Source organism: Variovorax paradoxus B4, from assembly GCF_000463015.1.
GTDB classification, from domain to species: Bacteria; Pseudomonadota; Gammaproteobacteria; order Burkholderiales; family Burkholderiaceae_C; genus Variovorax; species Variovorax paradoxus_E.
This window is the reverse complement of the sequence record NC_022247.1, coordinates 2,772,411-2,787,245: the sequence shown is the minus strand read 5'-3', so window position 1 is coordinate 2,787,245 and position 14,835 is coordinate 2,772,411. Positions and strand designations below refer to the sequence as shown.

Sequence of the window (14,835 nt, the reverse complement as noted above, 5' to 3'; positions counted from 1 at the left end):
ACAGGCCACCGAGTACTCCCCTCCGCGAATGTCCCCCGCCTTCGGCTCCTCCTTGATTCCGCTGCGGGGAGCACCCGATGCCCTGCGCACGATGAGCGCGGTCGTTGTGCTGGCCGATCAACGACCGCTGCACATGACGCTCCCGTCGATGGGGTGCCTTGCGCGGCGAAATCAAGGGGGAGGCCGCAGGCCGGAGGACATTCGCTTCGCCGCGTACCCCGTCGGCGGGAGCGCGCCCTGAACGAGGGACGCCGCGTCGAGTCGAAGTGCAGTGCGTCATCAATGCCCTGCCCCCTGCGCATCGGCAACCGAAGAACCCAGATAGGCTTCCTGAACCCGCGCATTGGCGCGAACGGCCGCCGGCGTGTCGAAGGCGATGACCTCGCCATACACCACCACCGCGATCTTGTCGGCCAACCCGAATACCACGCCCATGTCGTGCTCCACCGTGAGCAGCGTCTTGCCGACCGTCACATGCTTGATCAGCGAGATGAAGTGCGCCGTCTCGGTCTTGCTCATGCCCGCCGTGGGCTCGTCCAGAAGAATGACGCCGGCGCCGCCGGCAATGGTCACGCCGATCTCGAGCGCGCGCTGCTCCGCGTAGGTGAGGTTCACCGCGTGCACGTCGCGCTTGCGCTCCAGGCCGATCTGCTTGATGAGTTCTTCGGTGCGCGCGTTGGCATCGTCGAGGTTCGAGAGAAAGCGCAGGAAGGTGTAGCGGTAGCCCAGGCTCCACAGCACGCCGCAGCGCAGGTTCTCGAACACGCTGAGCTTCGGGAAGATGTTGGTGATCTGGAAGCTGCGCGACAGGCCCAGCCGGTTGATCTCGTAGGGCTTCTTGCCGTCGATGCGCTGGCCGTTCAGCAACACTTCGCCGCTGGTGGGTACCAGTCGCCCGCTGATGAGATTGAACAGCGTCGACTTGCCCGCCCCGTTCGGGCCGATGATGGCCACGCGTTCCCCGGCCTTCACGGCCAGGTCCACGCCGCGGATGATTTCGGTCTTGCCGAAATTCTTGCGCAGCGCCTTCAGTTCCAGTGCGTATTGCGCGCTCATTTACGCCGCCTCCCGACGTTTGATTTCTGCTTCGATCTCTTCCTGCGCCTGGCCCCAGACACGCACGAAGCGGCGGCGCGCCACCTCGAGCGCAGCCAGGCCCACGGTCAGGATCGCAGCGGCGCCGAGCCAGCTTGCCGTGCCCGAGGTGTCGAGCGTCACGCCGAAGAAGTTCAGGTTGGGCCCGAGCGCCGCGTTGAGCTGGATGTGATAGATCATCTCGATCAGCGCGGCAGCGCCCACCACCACCGGCACCAGCGCCACGGCCAGCGCGATGTACAGGAGCCAGAAGCGGTCGAACTTGCCGAACTTGGCGACCCGCAGGTTCATCATCACCAGGCTGGCGATGCCGCCGGGCGCGAACATCACCATGAACACGAACACCAGGCCGAAGTAGAGCTGCCAGGCCTTCGAGAGCTCCGACAGCAGGATCGACGCGAACACCAGCAGCACAGCGCCGATGATCGGCCCGAAGAAGAACACCGCCCCGCCCAGGAAGGTGAACAGCAAGTAGCCGCCCGAGCGGATGGCGCTCAGGCTGTCGGCCGCGTTCACGATCTCGAAGTTGATCGACGCCAACCCGCCACCGATGCCCGCGAAGAAGCCGGCAATGATGAACGCGAAGTAGCGCACGCGCTGCGTGTTGTAGCCGATGAACTCCACGCGCTCCGGGTTGTCGCGCACCGCGTTCAGCATGCGGCCGAGCGGCGTGCCCGTGAAGGCATACATGAGCGCGGTACAGACGAAGCAATACGCGGCGATCAGGTAGTACACCTGGATCTGCGAGCCGAAGTTGAAGCCGAAGAAGGTCGGTCCGTAGACCCGGTCGGTGGTGATGCCGCCCTCGCCGCCGAAGAAGCTCGGGAACATCAGCGCCATGGAGGCCACCAGTTCGCCGATGCCCATGGTGATCATCGCGAAGGTGGTGCCCGACTTCTTCGTCGTGACGAAGCCCAGCAAGATGGCGAAGAACATGCCGGCCAGGCCGCCCACCAGGGGAATGGCCACGAGCGGAATCTGCAAGCCGCCCTTGGCGCCCATGTTCATCACGTGGATGGCAAGGAAGGAGCCGAGCCCGACATACACCGCATGGCCGAAGCTCAGCATGCCGCCCTGCCCCAGCAGGATGTTGTAGCTCAGGCAGATGATGATCAGGTAGCCCATCTGCGAGAGCATGGTGAGCGCCAGGCTGCTCTTGAACACCAGTGGCGAAACGATCAGCACGATCGCGAACAGCGACCAGATCAGGAAGCGCCCGATGTTCCAGGGCTTGAAGCGGTAGTACTGCGTGGTTGTGGTTGTCGTTGTCATGGCTTCAGTCCTCCCGGGTACCAAGAAGACCCTTGGGCCTGAAGATGAGGATCAGCACCAGGAACAGGTACGGCAGGATCGGCGCAACCTGCGAGATCGTGAGCTTGAGCAGCTCGTAGCCGAAGGTCTGGTCGGTCACGGTAAAGCCCAGCATCTGCAGGCCGCCGGCGAACGACTGGTCCATGGCCACCGCGAAGGTCTGGATGATGCCGATCAAAAGCGACGCCAGGAATGCGCCGGCCAGCGAGCCCATGCCGCCGACCACCACCACCACGAAGATGATCGAGCCCACGGAGGCAGCCATGGCGGGCTCGGTGACGTAGGTGTTGCCGCCCACCACGCCCGCAAGGCCCGCGAGCGCGGCACCGCCGCCAAACACCAGCATGAAGACGCGCGGCACGTTGTGCCCCAGCGCCTCGACCATGTCGGGATGCTTCAGCGCCGCCTGGATCACCAGGCCGATGCGCGTGCGCGTGAGCAGCAGCCACACCGAGATGAGCATCAGCACGGCCACCAGCATGATGAACGAGCGCGACTTCGGAAACTGGGTGCCGTACAGCGAAAACAGCGGCCCCTGGAGCTGCGGCGGCAGGCCGTAGGGCACGGTCGAACGCCCCCAGGCAAGCTGCACCAGCTCCAGGATCAGGTACGAAAGCCCGAAGGTCACCAGGAGCTCGGGCACGTGGCCGAACTTGTGCACCCGGCGCAGGCTGTAGCGCTCGAAGGCGGCGCCCAGCAAGCCCACCAGCAGCGGCGCAATGAAGAGCGCAGGCCAGAAGCCGATGATGCCGGACAGCGTGTAGGCAATGTAGGCGCCGAGCATGTAGAAGCTGGCGTGCGCGAAGTTGAGCACGCCCATCATGCTGAAGATCAGCGTAAGGCCGGAGCTCAGCATGAACAGCAGCAGCCCGTAGCTGACGCCGTTGAGCAGCGAGATGACGAAGAATTCGACGTTCATCGGTCTTTCGTGTCAGGTAAAAAAAGAAAAAGGCCCGAGTGGTGAAGTCGGGCCTCGACCGGTCAGCGCGCGATCAGGCGATCAGGAGTTGTTGGGCCGCTTCATCTGGCAGCTCGTGGGCGTGCTCGCAACATAGGCCTCGTAGAACTTGACGGGCGCCAGCGTGTAGCCGGTGTTCTCCGGGCTGTAGGGGTTCTTGGCATCGGCCTTCTGCCAGCGTGTGATCCACAGCCCCTGCTGCAGCTGGTGGTCGGCCTTGCGCATCTCGACGTCGCCGTTGAAGCTCTTGAACTTCATGCCTTCCATCGCGGCCGCCACCTTGACGGGCTCGGTCGACTTGGTGCGCACGAAGGCTTCGCTGAGCATGGCGTACACCGTGTAGATGTCGGTGGTGTACATGTCGTCGTTGAACTTCTTCTTGAACTCGTTCATCAGCGGCTGGACGGGGCCGGGCGCGTTGTAGTGGCTGTAGCCCACCTGGTACACCTTGCCGTCCGAAGCTGCGCCCATGGCGGTGGGCGTGCCGTTCGTCACGGCGTAGTAGGTGTAGAACTTGACGTTCAGGCCCGAGTCGTTGGCCGACTTGATGAGCAGCGCGAGGTCGGAGCCCCAGTTGCCGGTAATGACGGTGTCGGCGCCCGAGGCCTTGATCTTGGCGATGTAGGGCGAGAAGTCGCGCACCTGGGCCAGCGGATGCAGGTCGTCGCCCACGATCTCGACATCGGGGCGCTTGTCCTTGAGGTTCTGCTTGGCGAACTTCGAGACCTGCTGGCCATGCGAGTAGTTCTGGTTGATGAGGTAGACCTTCTTGATGTCGGGCTGTTCCTTCATGAAGGCGGTCAGCGCTTCCATCTTCATGGAGGTGTCGGCGTCGAGCCGGAAGTGCCAGTAGCTGCACTTGCTGTTGGTCAGGTCGGGGTCCACGGCCGCGTAGTTGATGTAGAGCACTTCCTTGCCCGGGTTGCGGGCGTTGTGCTTCTCGAGCGCGTCGATGATGGCCAGCGCCGGCCCGGAGCCGTTGCCCTGCACCACGTAGCGCGCGCCCTGGTCCATGGCCGAGCGCAGCGCGCTGGTGGTTTCCTGCGGACTGAGCTTGTTGTCGATGGCGATGACCTCGAACTTCACGCCGGCCGCATTCTTCTTGTTGAACTCCTCGGCCAGGAACTGGAAGGTCTTGAGCTGGTTGGTTCCCACAGCCGCCATCAGGCCCGACAGCGGGTCGAGCCAGGCGATCTTCACGGTTTCGCCCTTCTGGGCCAGGGCGCCGGCGGCGCTCGCTGCAAGGATGGATGCGGTAGCGATTTTCAGAGCGAACTTCACGATCTATTTCTCCTGGTCAAACCGATTCAAATGGCCGCACGAGAGTACAAGCGTTTGTGCCCCCTACCCTCAGGGAATGCCCGTAAGGAGGCGGCCGCAAGGCCCATTTCTATCGCACAGGCGACACCGCATTTCTCCAAGTTGCTACCCAACGGTAGGCAGCTGCTACCAGCGGGTAGGAAATGCGTTCACACAGGCGCTCAGGGGCGCTTCATCTGGCAGGTCGTGGGCGTACTCGCCACATACGACTCGTAGTACTTCACGGGGACATTCGTGTAGCCGGTGTTCTCGGCGTCGTAGGGATACTTGGCGCTGGCCTTTTCCCAGCGCGAGATGTACAGGCCCTGCTGCAGCTGGTGGTCGGCCTTGCGCATCTCGACTTCGCCATTGAAGCTCTTGATCTTCATGCCTTCGAGTGCGGCCGCGACCTTGACCGGATCGGTCGATCTGGTCTGGACGAAAGCGGCATCGAGCAATGCGAACGTGTGGTAGATCGAGGACTGCGTCAGGTCGTCGTTCATCTTCTTCTTGTAGCCAGCAAGCAGCTTCTGGATCTCGCCGCCCATGTTGTAGTGGGCATAGGCCACCGTGTAGACCTTGCCTGCCGAGGTAGCGCCCATGGCCGTGGGCGTGCCGGCGCCCGGCGCGTAGTACGTCAGGAACTTGACGTCCAGCCCCGAGTCGTTCGCCGCCTTGATGAGCAGCGACAGGTCGGAGCCCCAGTTGCCCGTGATGACCGTGTCGGCGCCCGAGGCCTTGATCTTGGCGATGTAGGGCGAGAAGTCGCGCACCTGCGCGAGCGGGTGCAGGTCGTCGCCGACGATCTGGATGTCGGGGCGCTTGATCTTCAGGTCTTCCTTGGCGAACTTCGACACCTGCTGGCCGTGCGAGTAGTTCTGGCCGAGGATGTAGACCTTCTTGATGTCGGGCTGGTCCTTCATCCAGGTGGTCAGCGCTTCCATCTTCATGGAGGTGTCGGCGTCCAGGCGGAAGTGCCAGTAGCTGCACTTGCTGTTGGTGAGGTCGGGGTCGACCGCCGCGTAGTTCAGGTAGAGCAGTTCCTTGCCGGGATTGCGCGCGTTGTTCTTTTCGACGGCGTCGATGATCGCAAGCGCCGGGCCCGAGCCGTTGCCCTGGGTGATGTAGCGCGCACCCTGGTCCTGCGCCGAGCGCAGCGCAGCGGTGGTTTCCTGCGGGCTGAGCTTGTTGTCGATGGCGATGATCTCGAACTTCACGCCCGACGCGTTCTTCTTGTTGAACTCTTCGGCCAGGAACTGCGTGGTCTTGAGCTGGTTGGTGCCCACCGCGGCCATCAGGCCGGAGAGCGGGTCGAGCCAGGCGATCTTGACCGTCTCGCCCTTCTGGGCGAAGGCGGCGGCCACGCCCACCAACATGGCACAGGCAGCGACTGACTTGAGAGCAAATTGCATGAAGAGTCTCCGGAATGAAAGGCGGGATGCCAGCGTACAAGTGCCCTTTTCTTCTCCGCACAGGGATTGCCCGGAAGGAAGGCCGCGAAGGCAGCCTTCCTATCGCGTGCGCGACAGTGCGGGTGGGCTTTGGCGCTTCGTCAGCAGGTGGGTAGCTTGTAGTCCTTGAGCAGCTCGCGCAGCCTGGTCTTGAGGATCTTGCCGGTGGCGCCGATCGGAATCGCCTCGACGAACACCACGTCGTCGGGAATCTGCCACTTGGCCGTCTTGCCTTCGTAGAACTTCAGCAGCTCCTCGCGCGTGACTTCCGCATTGGGCTTCTTCACCACCGCGATGATCGGCCGCTCGTCCCACTTGGGGTGGTACACGCCGATGCAGGCGGCCATGGCAATGGCCGGGTGCGCGACGGCGATGTTCTCGATCTCGATCGAGCTGATCCACTCGCCGCCGGACTTGATCACGTCCTTGCTGCGGTCGGTGATCTGCAGGTAGCCCTCGGGGTCGATGGTGGCGACGTCCCCGGTGGGGAACCAGCCGCGGCCCTGCTCGTCGCGAATGAGCGGATCGCCGCCCTCGCCCTTGAAGTATTCCTTCACGATCCACGGGCCCTTGACCAGCAGGTCGCCGTAGGCCTTGCCGTCCCAGGGCAGTTCCTTGCCGGCGCCGTCGACGATCTTCATGTCGACGCCGAAGATGGCACGGCCCTGCTTCATGCGGATCTGCAGCTGCGCATCGGGCGGCAGCGCGAGATGCTTGTTCTTGAGTGTGCACAGCGTGCCCAGCGGGCTCATCTCGGTCATGCCCCAGGCGTGCAGCACCTCGACGTTGTAGTTCTCCTGGAACGCCGTGATCATGGCCGGCGGGCAGGCCGAGCCGCCGATCACGGTGCGGTTGAGCTTGCTGAACTTCAGGCCGTTGGCCTGCATGTGGCCGAGCATCATCTGCCACACGGTGGGCACGCCGGCCGCGAAGGTGACGCCTTCGGCTTCGATCAGCTCGTACACCGACTTGCCGTCGAGCGCCGGGCCGGGAAACACGATCTTGCAGCCCACCAGCGCGGCCGAGTACGGAATGCCCCAGGCGTTGACGTGGAACATCGGCACCACCGGCAGCACCGAGTCGCGCGCCGACAGCCGCATGACGTCGGGCAAGGCCGCGGCGTAGGCGTGCAGCATGGTCGAACGGTGGCTGTAGAGCGCGGCCTTCGGATTGCCCGTGGTGCCGCTCGTGTAGCACATGCTCGAGGCCGAGTTCTCGTCGAAGGTGGGCCAGTCGTAGTCGGTGGACTGCCCGCCGATCCAGCTTTCGTAGCTCACGAGGTTGGGCACGCCACTGTCCACCGGCAGCCTGTCGGCATCGCACAGGGCAATCCATTTGCGGATCGTGGGGCACTTGGCGTGCACCGCCTGCACCAGCGGCAGGAAGCTCAGGTCGAAGCACAGGATCTGGTCTTCGGCGTGGTTGGCGATCCAGGCGATCTGGTCGGGGTGCAGGCGCGGGTTGATGGTGTGCAGCACGCGACCGCTGCCGCTCACGCCGTAGTACAGCTCCAGATGCCTGTAGCCGTTCCACGCCAGGGTGGCGATGCGGTCGCTGAACAGCAATTGCTCGCCGTCCAGTGCATTGGCCACCTGCCGGGCGCGCGATGCGATCCCGCCCCAGGTGGTGCGGTGGATGTCGCCCTCGACCCGGCGCGAGACGATCTCGCCGTCGCCGTTGTGGCGCTCGGCGAACTCGATCAGCGACGAGATCAAAAGCGGTTGGTCTTGCATCAAACCCAGCATCTACGGACTCCTTTTTGAAATGACTTCATGAAAGCTTGCGAACAACGGATTCACGCAAGCTTCGGCCACTTCCACAATGACACAAACCCGCACTGCCGGATTGAACGCAGCGGCTCATTGGTGCACCTGATCAAGGGACGGCCTGCACCGGCGTGATCACGGCCGCGGAGGGCGTGGCGTCGAGCCGCAGCTGCGACGGCCATGTCGCCCAGGTTGCACCAAGTTCGGGCGTGTTCGGGTCGCCCTTGCGCATGAAGGCCCCGACACTGGCCATGACGGCGTTGGACAGGGCGAGCCGGCCCGGCTGGTTGACCTTGCCGCCCATCACGTTGCTGAGCAGCGCGCCGCCGAAGTTGCCGAACACGAACGGCAGGTCGAACGCATGCGCGGCCCCGTACACGTCGTTCCACGGCGTCGGCTCCTGCGCCCAGTCGAGGCGGTAGTGCCAGATGTTCGACTGACGCGTCTTCATCGTGTTCAGCAGGTTGTCGCGGTTGGCCTCGAAGAGCCCCTTCGTGATGACGGCGGTCGCCGCGTTGTAGCCCGTGCCGGGCGTGTCTACCGGAAGGTAGAACGGATCGATGATGTCGGCCACCGCGAGCGTGGGGGCTGCGTCGGGATCGAAGTCGAACATCATCGAGAAGCGCTGGGCATCGGTGACGATCCAGCCCGGCTTCGGGAAGCCGATGGTTCCCAGCAGCGACGCAAAGAGCTTGCCCTCGTCGCGCGTGTTGCCTGCGAGCATCGGCACCTTGACGTAGTTGTCGGCGGCGATCGCGCCGATCGGATCGACAGGCAGCACCGTGCCGTCGGGAATGGGCGCGACGCTGCCCAGGCCATTGGCGACCACCGTGGCCAGCATCGCACCACCCTCCTGGGCGCGCAGGTATTCGGCAATCTGCGCCGGCGTGCGCATGCCGATGTAGGCCTTGGCGGCGGCCGCGTCGGCGGCGGTGCCATCGGCCACGAGCAGCTTCTCGAGGATCGACTGGCCCTGCGCAAGCGAGACGGATGCCGGGACCAGCGTAGGCAACGTCCCCGGCGGCAGGTTGGTCGCGAGCGAAATCCCGCCGCTCATCTCGAAGGCCTTGTGGAACAGCCCCTTGGCCATCGGCGAGGTCATCACCGCCAGCAGGTTGGTGGCACCGGCCGATTCGCCCGACAGCGTGACATTGCCCGGATCGCCGCCGAAGTTCGCGACGTTGTTCCGGATGAAGCGCAGCGCCGCCATGTTGTCGAGCAGCGCGAAGTTGCCCGAGTCGTCGCCCGCGGTGCCGCCCGGGCGCAGCTGCGGCATGTTCAGGAAGCCCAGGATGCCCAGGCGATAGCTGGCGGTGATGACCACCGCGTTGGCGGCCTTCGCGAGCCGGGCGCCGTCGTAGAGCGGATCAGCCGTGTAGCCCGAAATATTGCTGCCGCCATGCACGAACAGCAGCACGGGCAGGTTCTGCTCGCCGGTGGCGGGACGCCAGATGTTGACGAACAGGCAGTCCTCGCTGCCGACCGGCTTGCCCAGCATGGTGCCGATGGTCGCGTCGTAGGTGTTGTTGGCGCCGGGGCCGAAGAGGCGGCCGATCTGTAGGCAGGCGTTGCCGAACTTCATGGCCGGGCGGATGCCGCTCCACGCCTCGGGCTCCACCGGCGCGCGCCAGCGCAACGCGCCGGCCGGCGGCTGCGCGAAAGGAACGCCCTTCCAGAACCATGTGCCCGAATTGGCGCTGTCGTCCACGCCTTCGATCTTGCCGGCCACGGTTTGGCGCACCATGGGGCCGTCGGCAGCCGGGGGCGGTGCGGCCGGTGGCGGCGGCGCGGGCGGGAGGACCGGCAGGAACGGGAACGACGAGCCCGAAGAACCACCACCGCAGGCCGCGAGGGCCAGGCAGGCCGTCACGGCCAGCGTCCGCGCTGCCGCTGCCGTTCTTGCTGCACCCTGGTTCTCTGGCCGTGCCTGTACCGCTGCTGTCAGTGCCGTATTCATTATTTGTCTCCACACCGGGTTAATCGGAATTCCTGCCTCCGTGTCCGGTGGCCATACTCCGGCCCGCCGAACCCGTAAAAAATTCTAGGAACGCACGCCGTTTCCTTCGCTATCGCAAGCGCGCCAAATCAATGACTTCAGGAGCCTCCATGCCGCACGCCCAGCGCCGACCGCAACGACGGCCCGGCTGCGCGCAGCAGCCGGAGCTTCGGACCAGCTCTGCCGCCTGGCTCGAAGGCGTGCTCTCCATGTTCGAAGCCGAAGGGCTCGACGTGCCTTCGCTGCTGCGCGACGCCGGTTTCGATCCTGATTCGCTGCACCGCCAGAACGCGCGCGTGCCGGTCGACGAGATCTCGGTGCTCTGGCAGCTTGCGGTGGCGCGCGCCGACAAGTCCACGCTGGGCCTGCACCGCGACCTGGCCGCCACGCACAGCAAGCTGGGCACGGTCGGCCACGCCATGGCCTGCAGTGCAGACCTGGGCGCGGCGCTCACCCGGCTCACGCGCTACATGGCGGTGATCTCGGACGCGACCGCTTTCTCGCTGCAGCGCGAGGCGCGCGGCTGCTGGATGGTGATGGAGCACACCGGCGGCAGCCTCCCGATTCCGCGCCAGCGCGTCGAATACGCCCTGCTGACCGTCTTCATGCAGTGCCAGTGGCTCACGCGGCGCGAGCTGCAGCCGCTGGCCCTGGAGTTCGTCTATCCGCCGCCGGCCAACGACCGGCTGCACCGCGAGGCCTTCGGCTGCGCCATCCGCTACAACGCGCCGGCCAACCGCCTGCTGCTGTCGGCGGCGGACATGGCCATGCCGCTGCCCACCCACCACCCGGCGCTCGGCGAGATGCAGGAGCACCTGCTGGACGACCAGCTGAACCTGCTGGGCCAGACCACCACCAGCACCCTGGTGTGCGCCGAAATCGCGCGGCGGCTGCCGCAAGGCGAACCGCGCCGGCAGGACGTGGCCGCCGGCCTCGGCCTCGCGGAGCGCACGCTGCAGCGGCGGCTGCAGGAGGAATCGGTGTCGTTCCAGTCGCTGCTCGACCGCACCCGCCGCGAACTGGCGCAGCAGTACCTGGCGGAAGACCGGCACACGCTCACCGACGTCGCCGACATGCTCGGCTTTGTCGACAGCAGCAACTTCTTCCGGGCCTGCAAGCGCTGGTTCGGGCTGCCGCCCGCCCAGTACCGGGCGCGGATCTGGGACACGCCGGCGCTCGCCCATTGAGGAGCTTCGAGCGGCGTTTGAGTCCCCGATGGCCCGCGCCGCAAGGGGTCTCGCGCTCTGCCGGACAATCCGGGCATGAGCTTGCTTGCTGAAGACACGGCCGCCGCGGACCTGGGATTGCGCTGGAAACCCGGTTTCGGGGCGCTGGGCCCCGCTTTTCTCACCCAACTGCGGCCAACGCCCCTGCCCGATCCCTACTGGGTGGGCCATAGCGAGGCGACGGCCCGGATGCTCGGCTTGCCGGCCGATTGGCGGCAATCGGACGGCACGCTGTCGGCCTTGACCGGCAACCTGACCGTGGCCGGCACGCAGCCCTTCGCCACCGTGTACAGCGGCCACCAGTTCGGCGTCTGGGCCGGCCAGCTCGGCGACGGCCGCGCCATCATGCTCGGCGAAACCGAGGGCGGCCTCGAAGTGCAGCTCAAGGGCGCGGGCCGCACGCCCTACTCGCGCGGCGCCGACGGCCGCGCCGTGCTGCGCTCCAGCATCCGCGAATTCCTCTGCAGCGAGGCCATGCACGGCCTTGGCATTCCGACCACCCGCGCGCTCTGCGTCACGGGCTCGGACGCCCCCGTGTACCGCGAAGTGCCCGAATCCGCTGCCGTCGTGACCCGCGTGGCGCCCAGCTTCATCCGCTTCGGCCACTTCGAGCACTTTGCCGCCAACCAGCGCGACACCGAACTGCGCGCGCTGGCCGACTACGTCATCGACCGCTACTACCCGGCCTGCCGCACCACCGATCGCTTCAACGGCAATGCCTATGCAGCCTTCCTGGAAGCCGTGAGCGAGCGCACCGCCGCCCTGCTCGCGCAGTGGCAGGCCGTGGGCTTCTGCCATGGGGTCATGAACACCGACAACATGAGCATCCTCGGGCTCACCATCGACTACGGGCCGTTCCAGTTCCTGGACGGCTTCGATCCGCGCCACATCTGCAACCACAGCGACGCCAGCGGCCGCTATGCCTTCAACCAGCAGCCCAACGTGGCCTACTGGAACCTGTTCTGCCTGGCGCAGGCGCTCCTGCCGCTGATCGGCGACCAGGAAATCGCCGTCGCCGCGCTGGAGTCCTACAAGACGGTGTTCCCGCGCGAATTCGAGGCCCGCATGCGCGCCAAGCTCGGGCTCGCGGAGCCGGCCGAAGGCGATCGCGCGCTCATCGAGGGCGTGCTGAAGCTGCTGGCCGCCGAAAAGGTCGACTACACCATCTTCTGGCGCCGCCTTTCGCCGCACATGGCCGACGGCCACGCCGAGCCGGTGCGCGACCTGTTCCTGGACCGGGCGGGCTTCGATGCCTGGCTGCTATCCTTTTCGCAGCGGCATGCGCAGGCGCCGCGTCCGGAAGCCGCGGCCCTGATGCTCAAATCGAATCCGAAGTACGTGTTGCGGAACCACCTGGGCCAGCAGGCCATCGAAGCGGCGAGCCAGAAGGACTTCTCGGGTGTGGCAACCTTGTTGGCCCTGCTCGAAACCCCATTTGAAGAACATCCCGGCGCCGAAGCCTATGCCGGGTTCCCGCCCGACTGGGCCTCCACGATCGAAATCAGCTGCTCATCATGACCACTCCCGTAGAGAAAACCGACGCCGAATGGAAAGCCCTGCTTGCCGAAAAAGGCGCCGAGCCCGTGGCCTTCGAGGTCACGCGCCACGCGGCCACCGAACGGCCCTTCACCGGCAAGTACGAGGCGCACTGGGATGACGGCACCTACCACTGCATCTGCTGCGGCGCGAAGCTGTTCGAATCGGGCACCAAGTTCGACGCGGGCTGCGGCTGGCCCAGCTTCTCCGAAGAGGCCGTACCGGGCGCCATCAGGAACATCGTCGACCGCTCGCACGGCATGGTGCGCACCGAAAACGTCTGCGCCAATTGCGGCGCCCACCTGGGCCACGTGTTTCCCGACGGCCCCACCGAAACCGGCCTGCGCTACTGCATGAACTCGGCCTCGCTCGACTTCAAGAAAAAATGAAACTGATCCTCGACTTCTTTCCGATCCTGCTGTTCTTCGGCGCCTACAAGCTGGCCGACATCTACACCGCCACCGGCGTGCTGATGGCCGCCACCGTGCTGCAGATGGGCATCATCTACGCGTTGGACCGCAAGCTGCAGGCCATGCAGAAAGCCACGCTGGTGCTCATTCTGCTTTTCGGCACGCTCACGCTGGTGCTGCACGACGACCGCTTCATCAAGTGGAAACCCACGGTTCTCTACGGCGCCATGGCCATTGCCCTGGCGGTGGCGCTGTGGGCGCTGAAGAAGAACTTCCTCAAGATGCTGCTGGGCTCGCAGCTCCAGCTGCCGGACCGCATCTGGGGCCGCCTCAACGTGGCGTGGATCGGCTATTGCCTCTTCATGGCGGCCATCAACGGCTACGTGGCGGCGTACTTCACCACCGAGGCATGGGTCAACTTCAAGCTCTGGGGCTACGTGTTCCCGATCGTGTTCCTGGTGGCGCAGGGCCTCTACATCTCGCCGCACCTCAAGGGCGACGACAAGCCCGCATCATGAGTGCTGCCTTGAGCCACCCCCTGCCGACTGCGCGCGACCTCGAAGCGGCGCTGCGCCAGGCGCTCCAGCCGACCACGCTCGAGGTGATCGACGAAAGCGGCGCCCACGCGGGCCATACCGGTGCCAACGCCGAGGGCCGGGGCACCCATTTCCGGGTTCGCATCGCTTCCCCACTGTTCGAAGGGAAGCCCCGCGTGGCGCGCCATCGCCTTGTGTATGATGCCCTCCAAGTTTTTATCGCACAGGGTCTGCACGCCATCGCCATCGAGGTGCTCTGAGTCGTTCGATTGCCGGCACGCCGCCGATCTGCCAAAAACAGGGCATGACGGCCGCGGCGGCCCGACCCGATCTTCCATTTCTCGCCCTTCCTTCGTCTCGTCCGCTTTTTTTCACGCGCTTTTTCCTACACGCGCATTTCCCCTCCAGCCTGATATTCATTCCATGAAAAAACAACTCTTGCAGGCCGTCGCGGCCGCAGCGCTGCTCGGTGCGATTCCTCTGGCGGCAGTGGCGCAGAACGCAGCCATCGTCAACGGCAAGCCCGTGCCCAAGGCGCGCATGGACGTGCTGGCCCAGCAGCTGGCGGCAGCCGGCCGGCCGGTCACGCCGGAAATGCAGGGCCAGCTGCGCGAGGAAATCGTCGCACGCGAAGTGTTCATGCAGGAAGCGCAGAAGCAGGGCCTGGACGCCACCGACGACTACAGGAACCAGCTCGAACTCGCCCGCCAGGCCATCCTGATCCGCGCGCTGTTCGAGAACTACCGCAAGACCAGCCCGGTCTCGGACGCCGACGTGAAGGCCGAGTACGACAAGTTCGTGGCGGCCAATGGCGGCAAGGAATACAAGGCACGCCACATCCTGGTCGAGACCGAAGACCAGGCCAAGAAGATCATGGCCGACCTGAAGAAGGGCACCAAGTTCGAGGACATCGCCAAGAAGCAGAGCAAGGACCCGGGATCGGGCGCCAACGGCGGCGATCTCGACTGGGCCAACCCCGCGAGCTTCGTGCCCGAGTTCTCCGAAGCGATGATCAAGCTCAAGAAGGGCGAGACCACGGCAGCCCCCGTCAAGACGCAGTTCGGCTACCACATCATCCGCGTCGACGACATCCGCCAGGCGCAGCTGCCGAAGCTGGAAGAAGTGCAGCCGCAGATCACGCAGCAGCTGCAGCAGCAGCGCCTGCAGAAGTACCAGGAAGAGCTGCGCGCGAAGGCAAAGGTCGAGTAAGGCCCGGATTTTCTTCACGCCATGAAAAAAGCGGCCCGCGGG

The 14,835-nt window shown here is 65.3% G+C and carries 13 protein-coding genes; 6 read left to right on the top strand and 7 right to left on the bottom strand.

The annotated features are described in order from the left end of the window. Window positions 1–279: 279 nt before the first annotated feature. From VAPA_RS12915 to VAPA_RS12885, 7 genes are all read right to left on the bottom strand, one after another. Complete coding sequence (locus VAPA_RS12915; protein WP_021007217.1) at window positions 280–1,056, bottom strand: ABC transporter ATP-binding protein; 777 nt, start codon at window positions 1,054–1,056, stop codon at window positions 280–282. After that, window positions 1,057–2,367 (bottom strand): branched-chain amino acid ABC transporter permease, encoded by a 1,311-nt coding sequence (locus tag VAPA_RS12910; RefSeq protein WP_021007216.1) that lies wholly within the window; start codon window positions 2,365–2,367, stop codon window positions 1,057–1,059. A gap of 4 nt (window positions 2,368–2,371) precedes the next feature. After that, window positions 2,372–3,325: a branched-chain amino acid ABC transporter permease gene (locus tag VAPA_RS12905; protein ID WP_021007215.1), complete on the bottom strand. Its 954-nt coding sequence runs from the start codon at window positions 3,323–3,325 to the stop codon at window positions 2,372–2,374. A gap of 81 nt (window positions 3,326–3,406) precedes the next feature. Continuing rightward, the gene (locus tag VAPA_RS12900; RefSeq protein ID WP_021007214.1) at window positions 3,407–4,645 is read right to left on the bottom strand and encodes a branched-chain amino acid ABC transporter substrate-binding protein; all 1,239 of its coding nucleotides are present in this window, start codon (window positions 4,643–4,645) and stop codon (window positions 3,407–3,409) included. Window positions 4,646–4,845: 200 nt separating this feature from the next. Then, entirely contained in the window at window positions 4,846–6,075 is a 1,230-nt protein-coding gene (locus VAPA_RS12895) for a branched-chain amino acid ABC transporter substrate-binding protein (protein WP_021007213.1), read from the bottom strand. 140 nt (window positions 6,076–6,215) lie between these two features. Then, on the bottom strand, window positions 6,216–7,859 hold the full coding sequence (locus VAPA_RS12890) for a 3-(methylthio)propionyl-CoA ligase (RefSeq protein ID WP_021007212.1): 1,644 nt from the start codon (window positions 7,857–7,859) through the stop codon (window positions 6,216–6,218). A gap of 130 nt (window positions 7,860–7,989) precedes the next feature. After that, window positions 7,990–9,837 (bottom strand): carboxylesterase/lipase family protein, encoded by a 1,848-nt coding sequence (locus tag VAPA_RS12885; RefSeq protein ID WP_051255324.1) that lies wholly within the window; start codon window positions 9,835–9,837, stop codon window positions 7,990–7,992. Window positions 9,838–9,986: 149 nt separating this feature from the next. On the opposite strand from VAPA_RS12885, the gene VAPA_RS12880 reads away from it, so the two are divergent. The 6 genes from VAPA_RS12880 to VAPA_RS12855 all read left to right on the top strand — a co-directional run bounded on the left by VAPA_RS12880 (window position 9,987) and on the right by VAPA_RS12855 (window position 14,793). After that, window positions 9,987–11,063, top strand: a complete 1,077-nt coding sequence (locus tag VAPA_RS12880; RefSeq protein WP_021007210.1) for an AraC family transcriptional regulator — start codon at window positions 9,987–9,989, stop codon at window positions 11,061–11,063. A gap of 75 nt (window positions 11,064–11,138) precedes the next feature. Then, entirely contained in the window at window positions 11,139–12,620 is a 1,482-nt protein-coding gene (locus tag VAPA_RS12875) for a protein adenylyltransferase SelO (RefSeq protein ID WP_021007209.1), read from the top strand. After that, window positions 12,617–13,027 (top strand): peptide-methionine (R)-S-oxide reductase MsrB, encoded by a 411-nt coding sequence (gene msrB / locus VAPA_RS12870; RefSeq protein WP_021007208.1) that lies wholly within the window; start codon window positions 12,617–12,619, stop codon window positions 13,025–13,027. The genes VAPA_RS12875 and msrB overlap by 4 nt, the downstream gene beginning before the upstream one ends. Next, the gene (locus VAPA_RS12865; RefSeq protein WP_021007207.1) at window positions 13,024–13,566 is read left to right on the top strand and encodes a septation protein A; all 543 of its coding nucleotides are present in this window, start codon (window positions 13,024–13,026) and stop codon (window positions 13,564–13,566) included. The genes msrB and VAPA_RS12865 overlap by 4 nt, the downstream gene beginning before the upstream one ends. Then, a complete protein-coding gene (locus VAPA_RS12860; protein WP_021007206.1) occupies window positions 13,563–13,844 on the top strand; it encodes a BolA family protein in 282 nt (93 codons plus the stop codon). Before VAPA_RS12865 ends, VAPA_RS12860 begins: the two co-directional genes overlap by 4 nt. A gap of 163 nt (window positions 13,845–14,007) precedes the next feature. Beyond that, entirely contained in the window at window positions 14,008–14,793 is a 786-nt protein-coding gene (locus tag VAPA_RS12855; RefSeq protein WP_021007205.1) for a peptidylprolyl isomerase, read from the top strand. Window positions 14,794–14,835 lie beyond the last annotated feature (42 nt).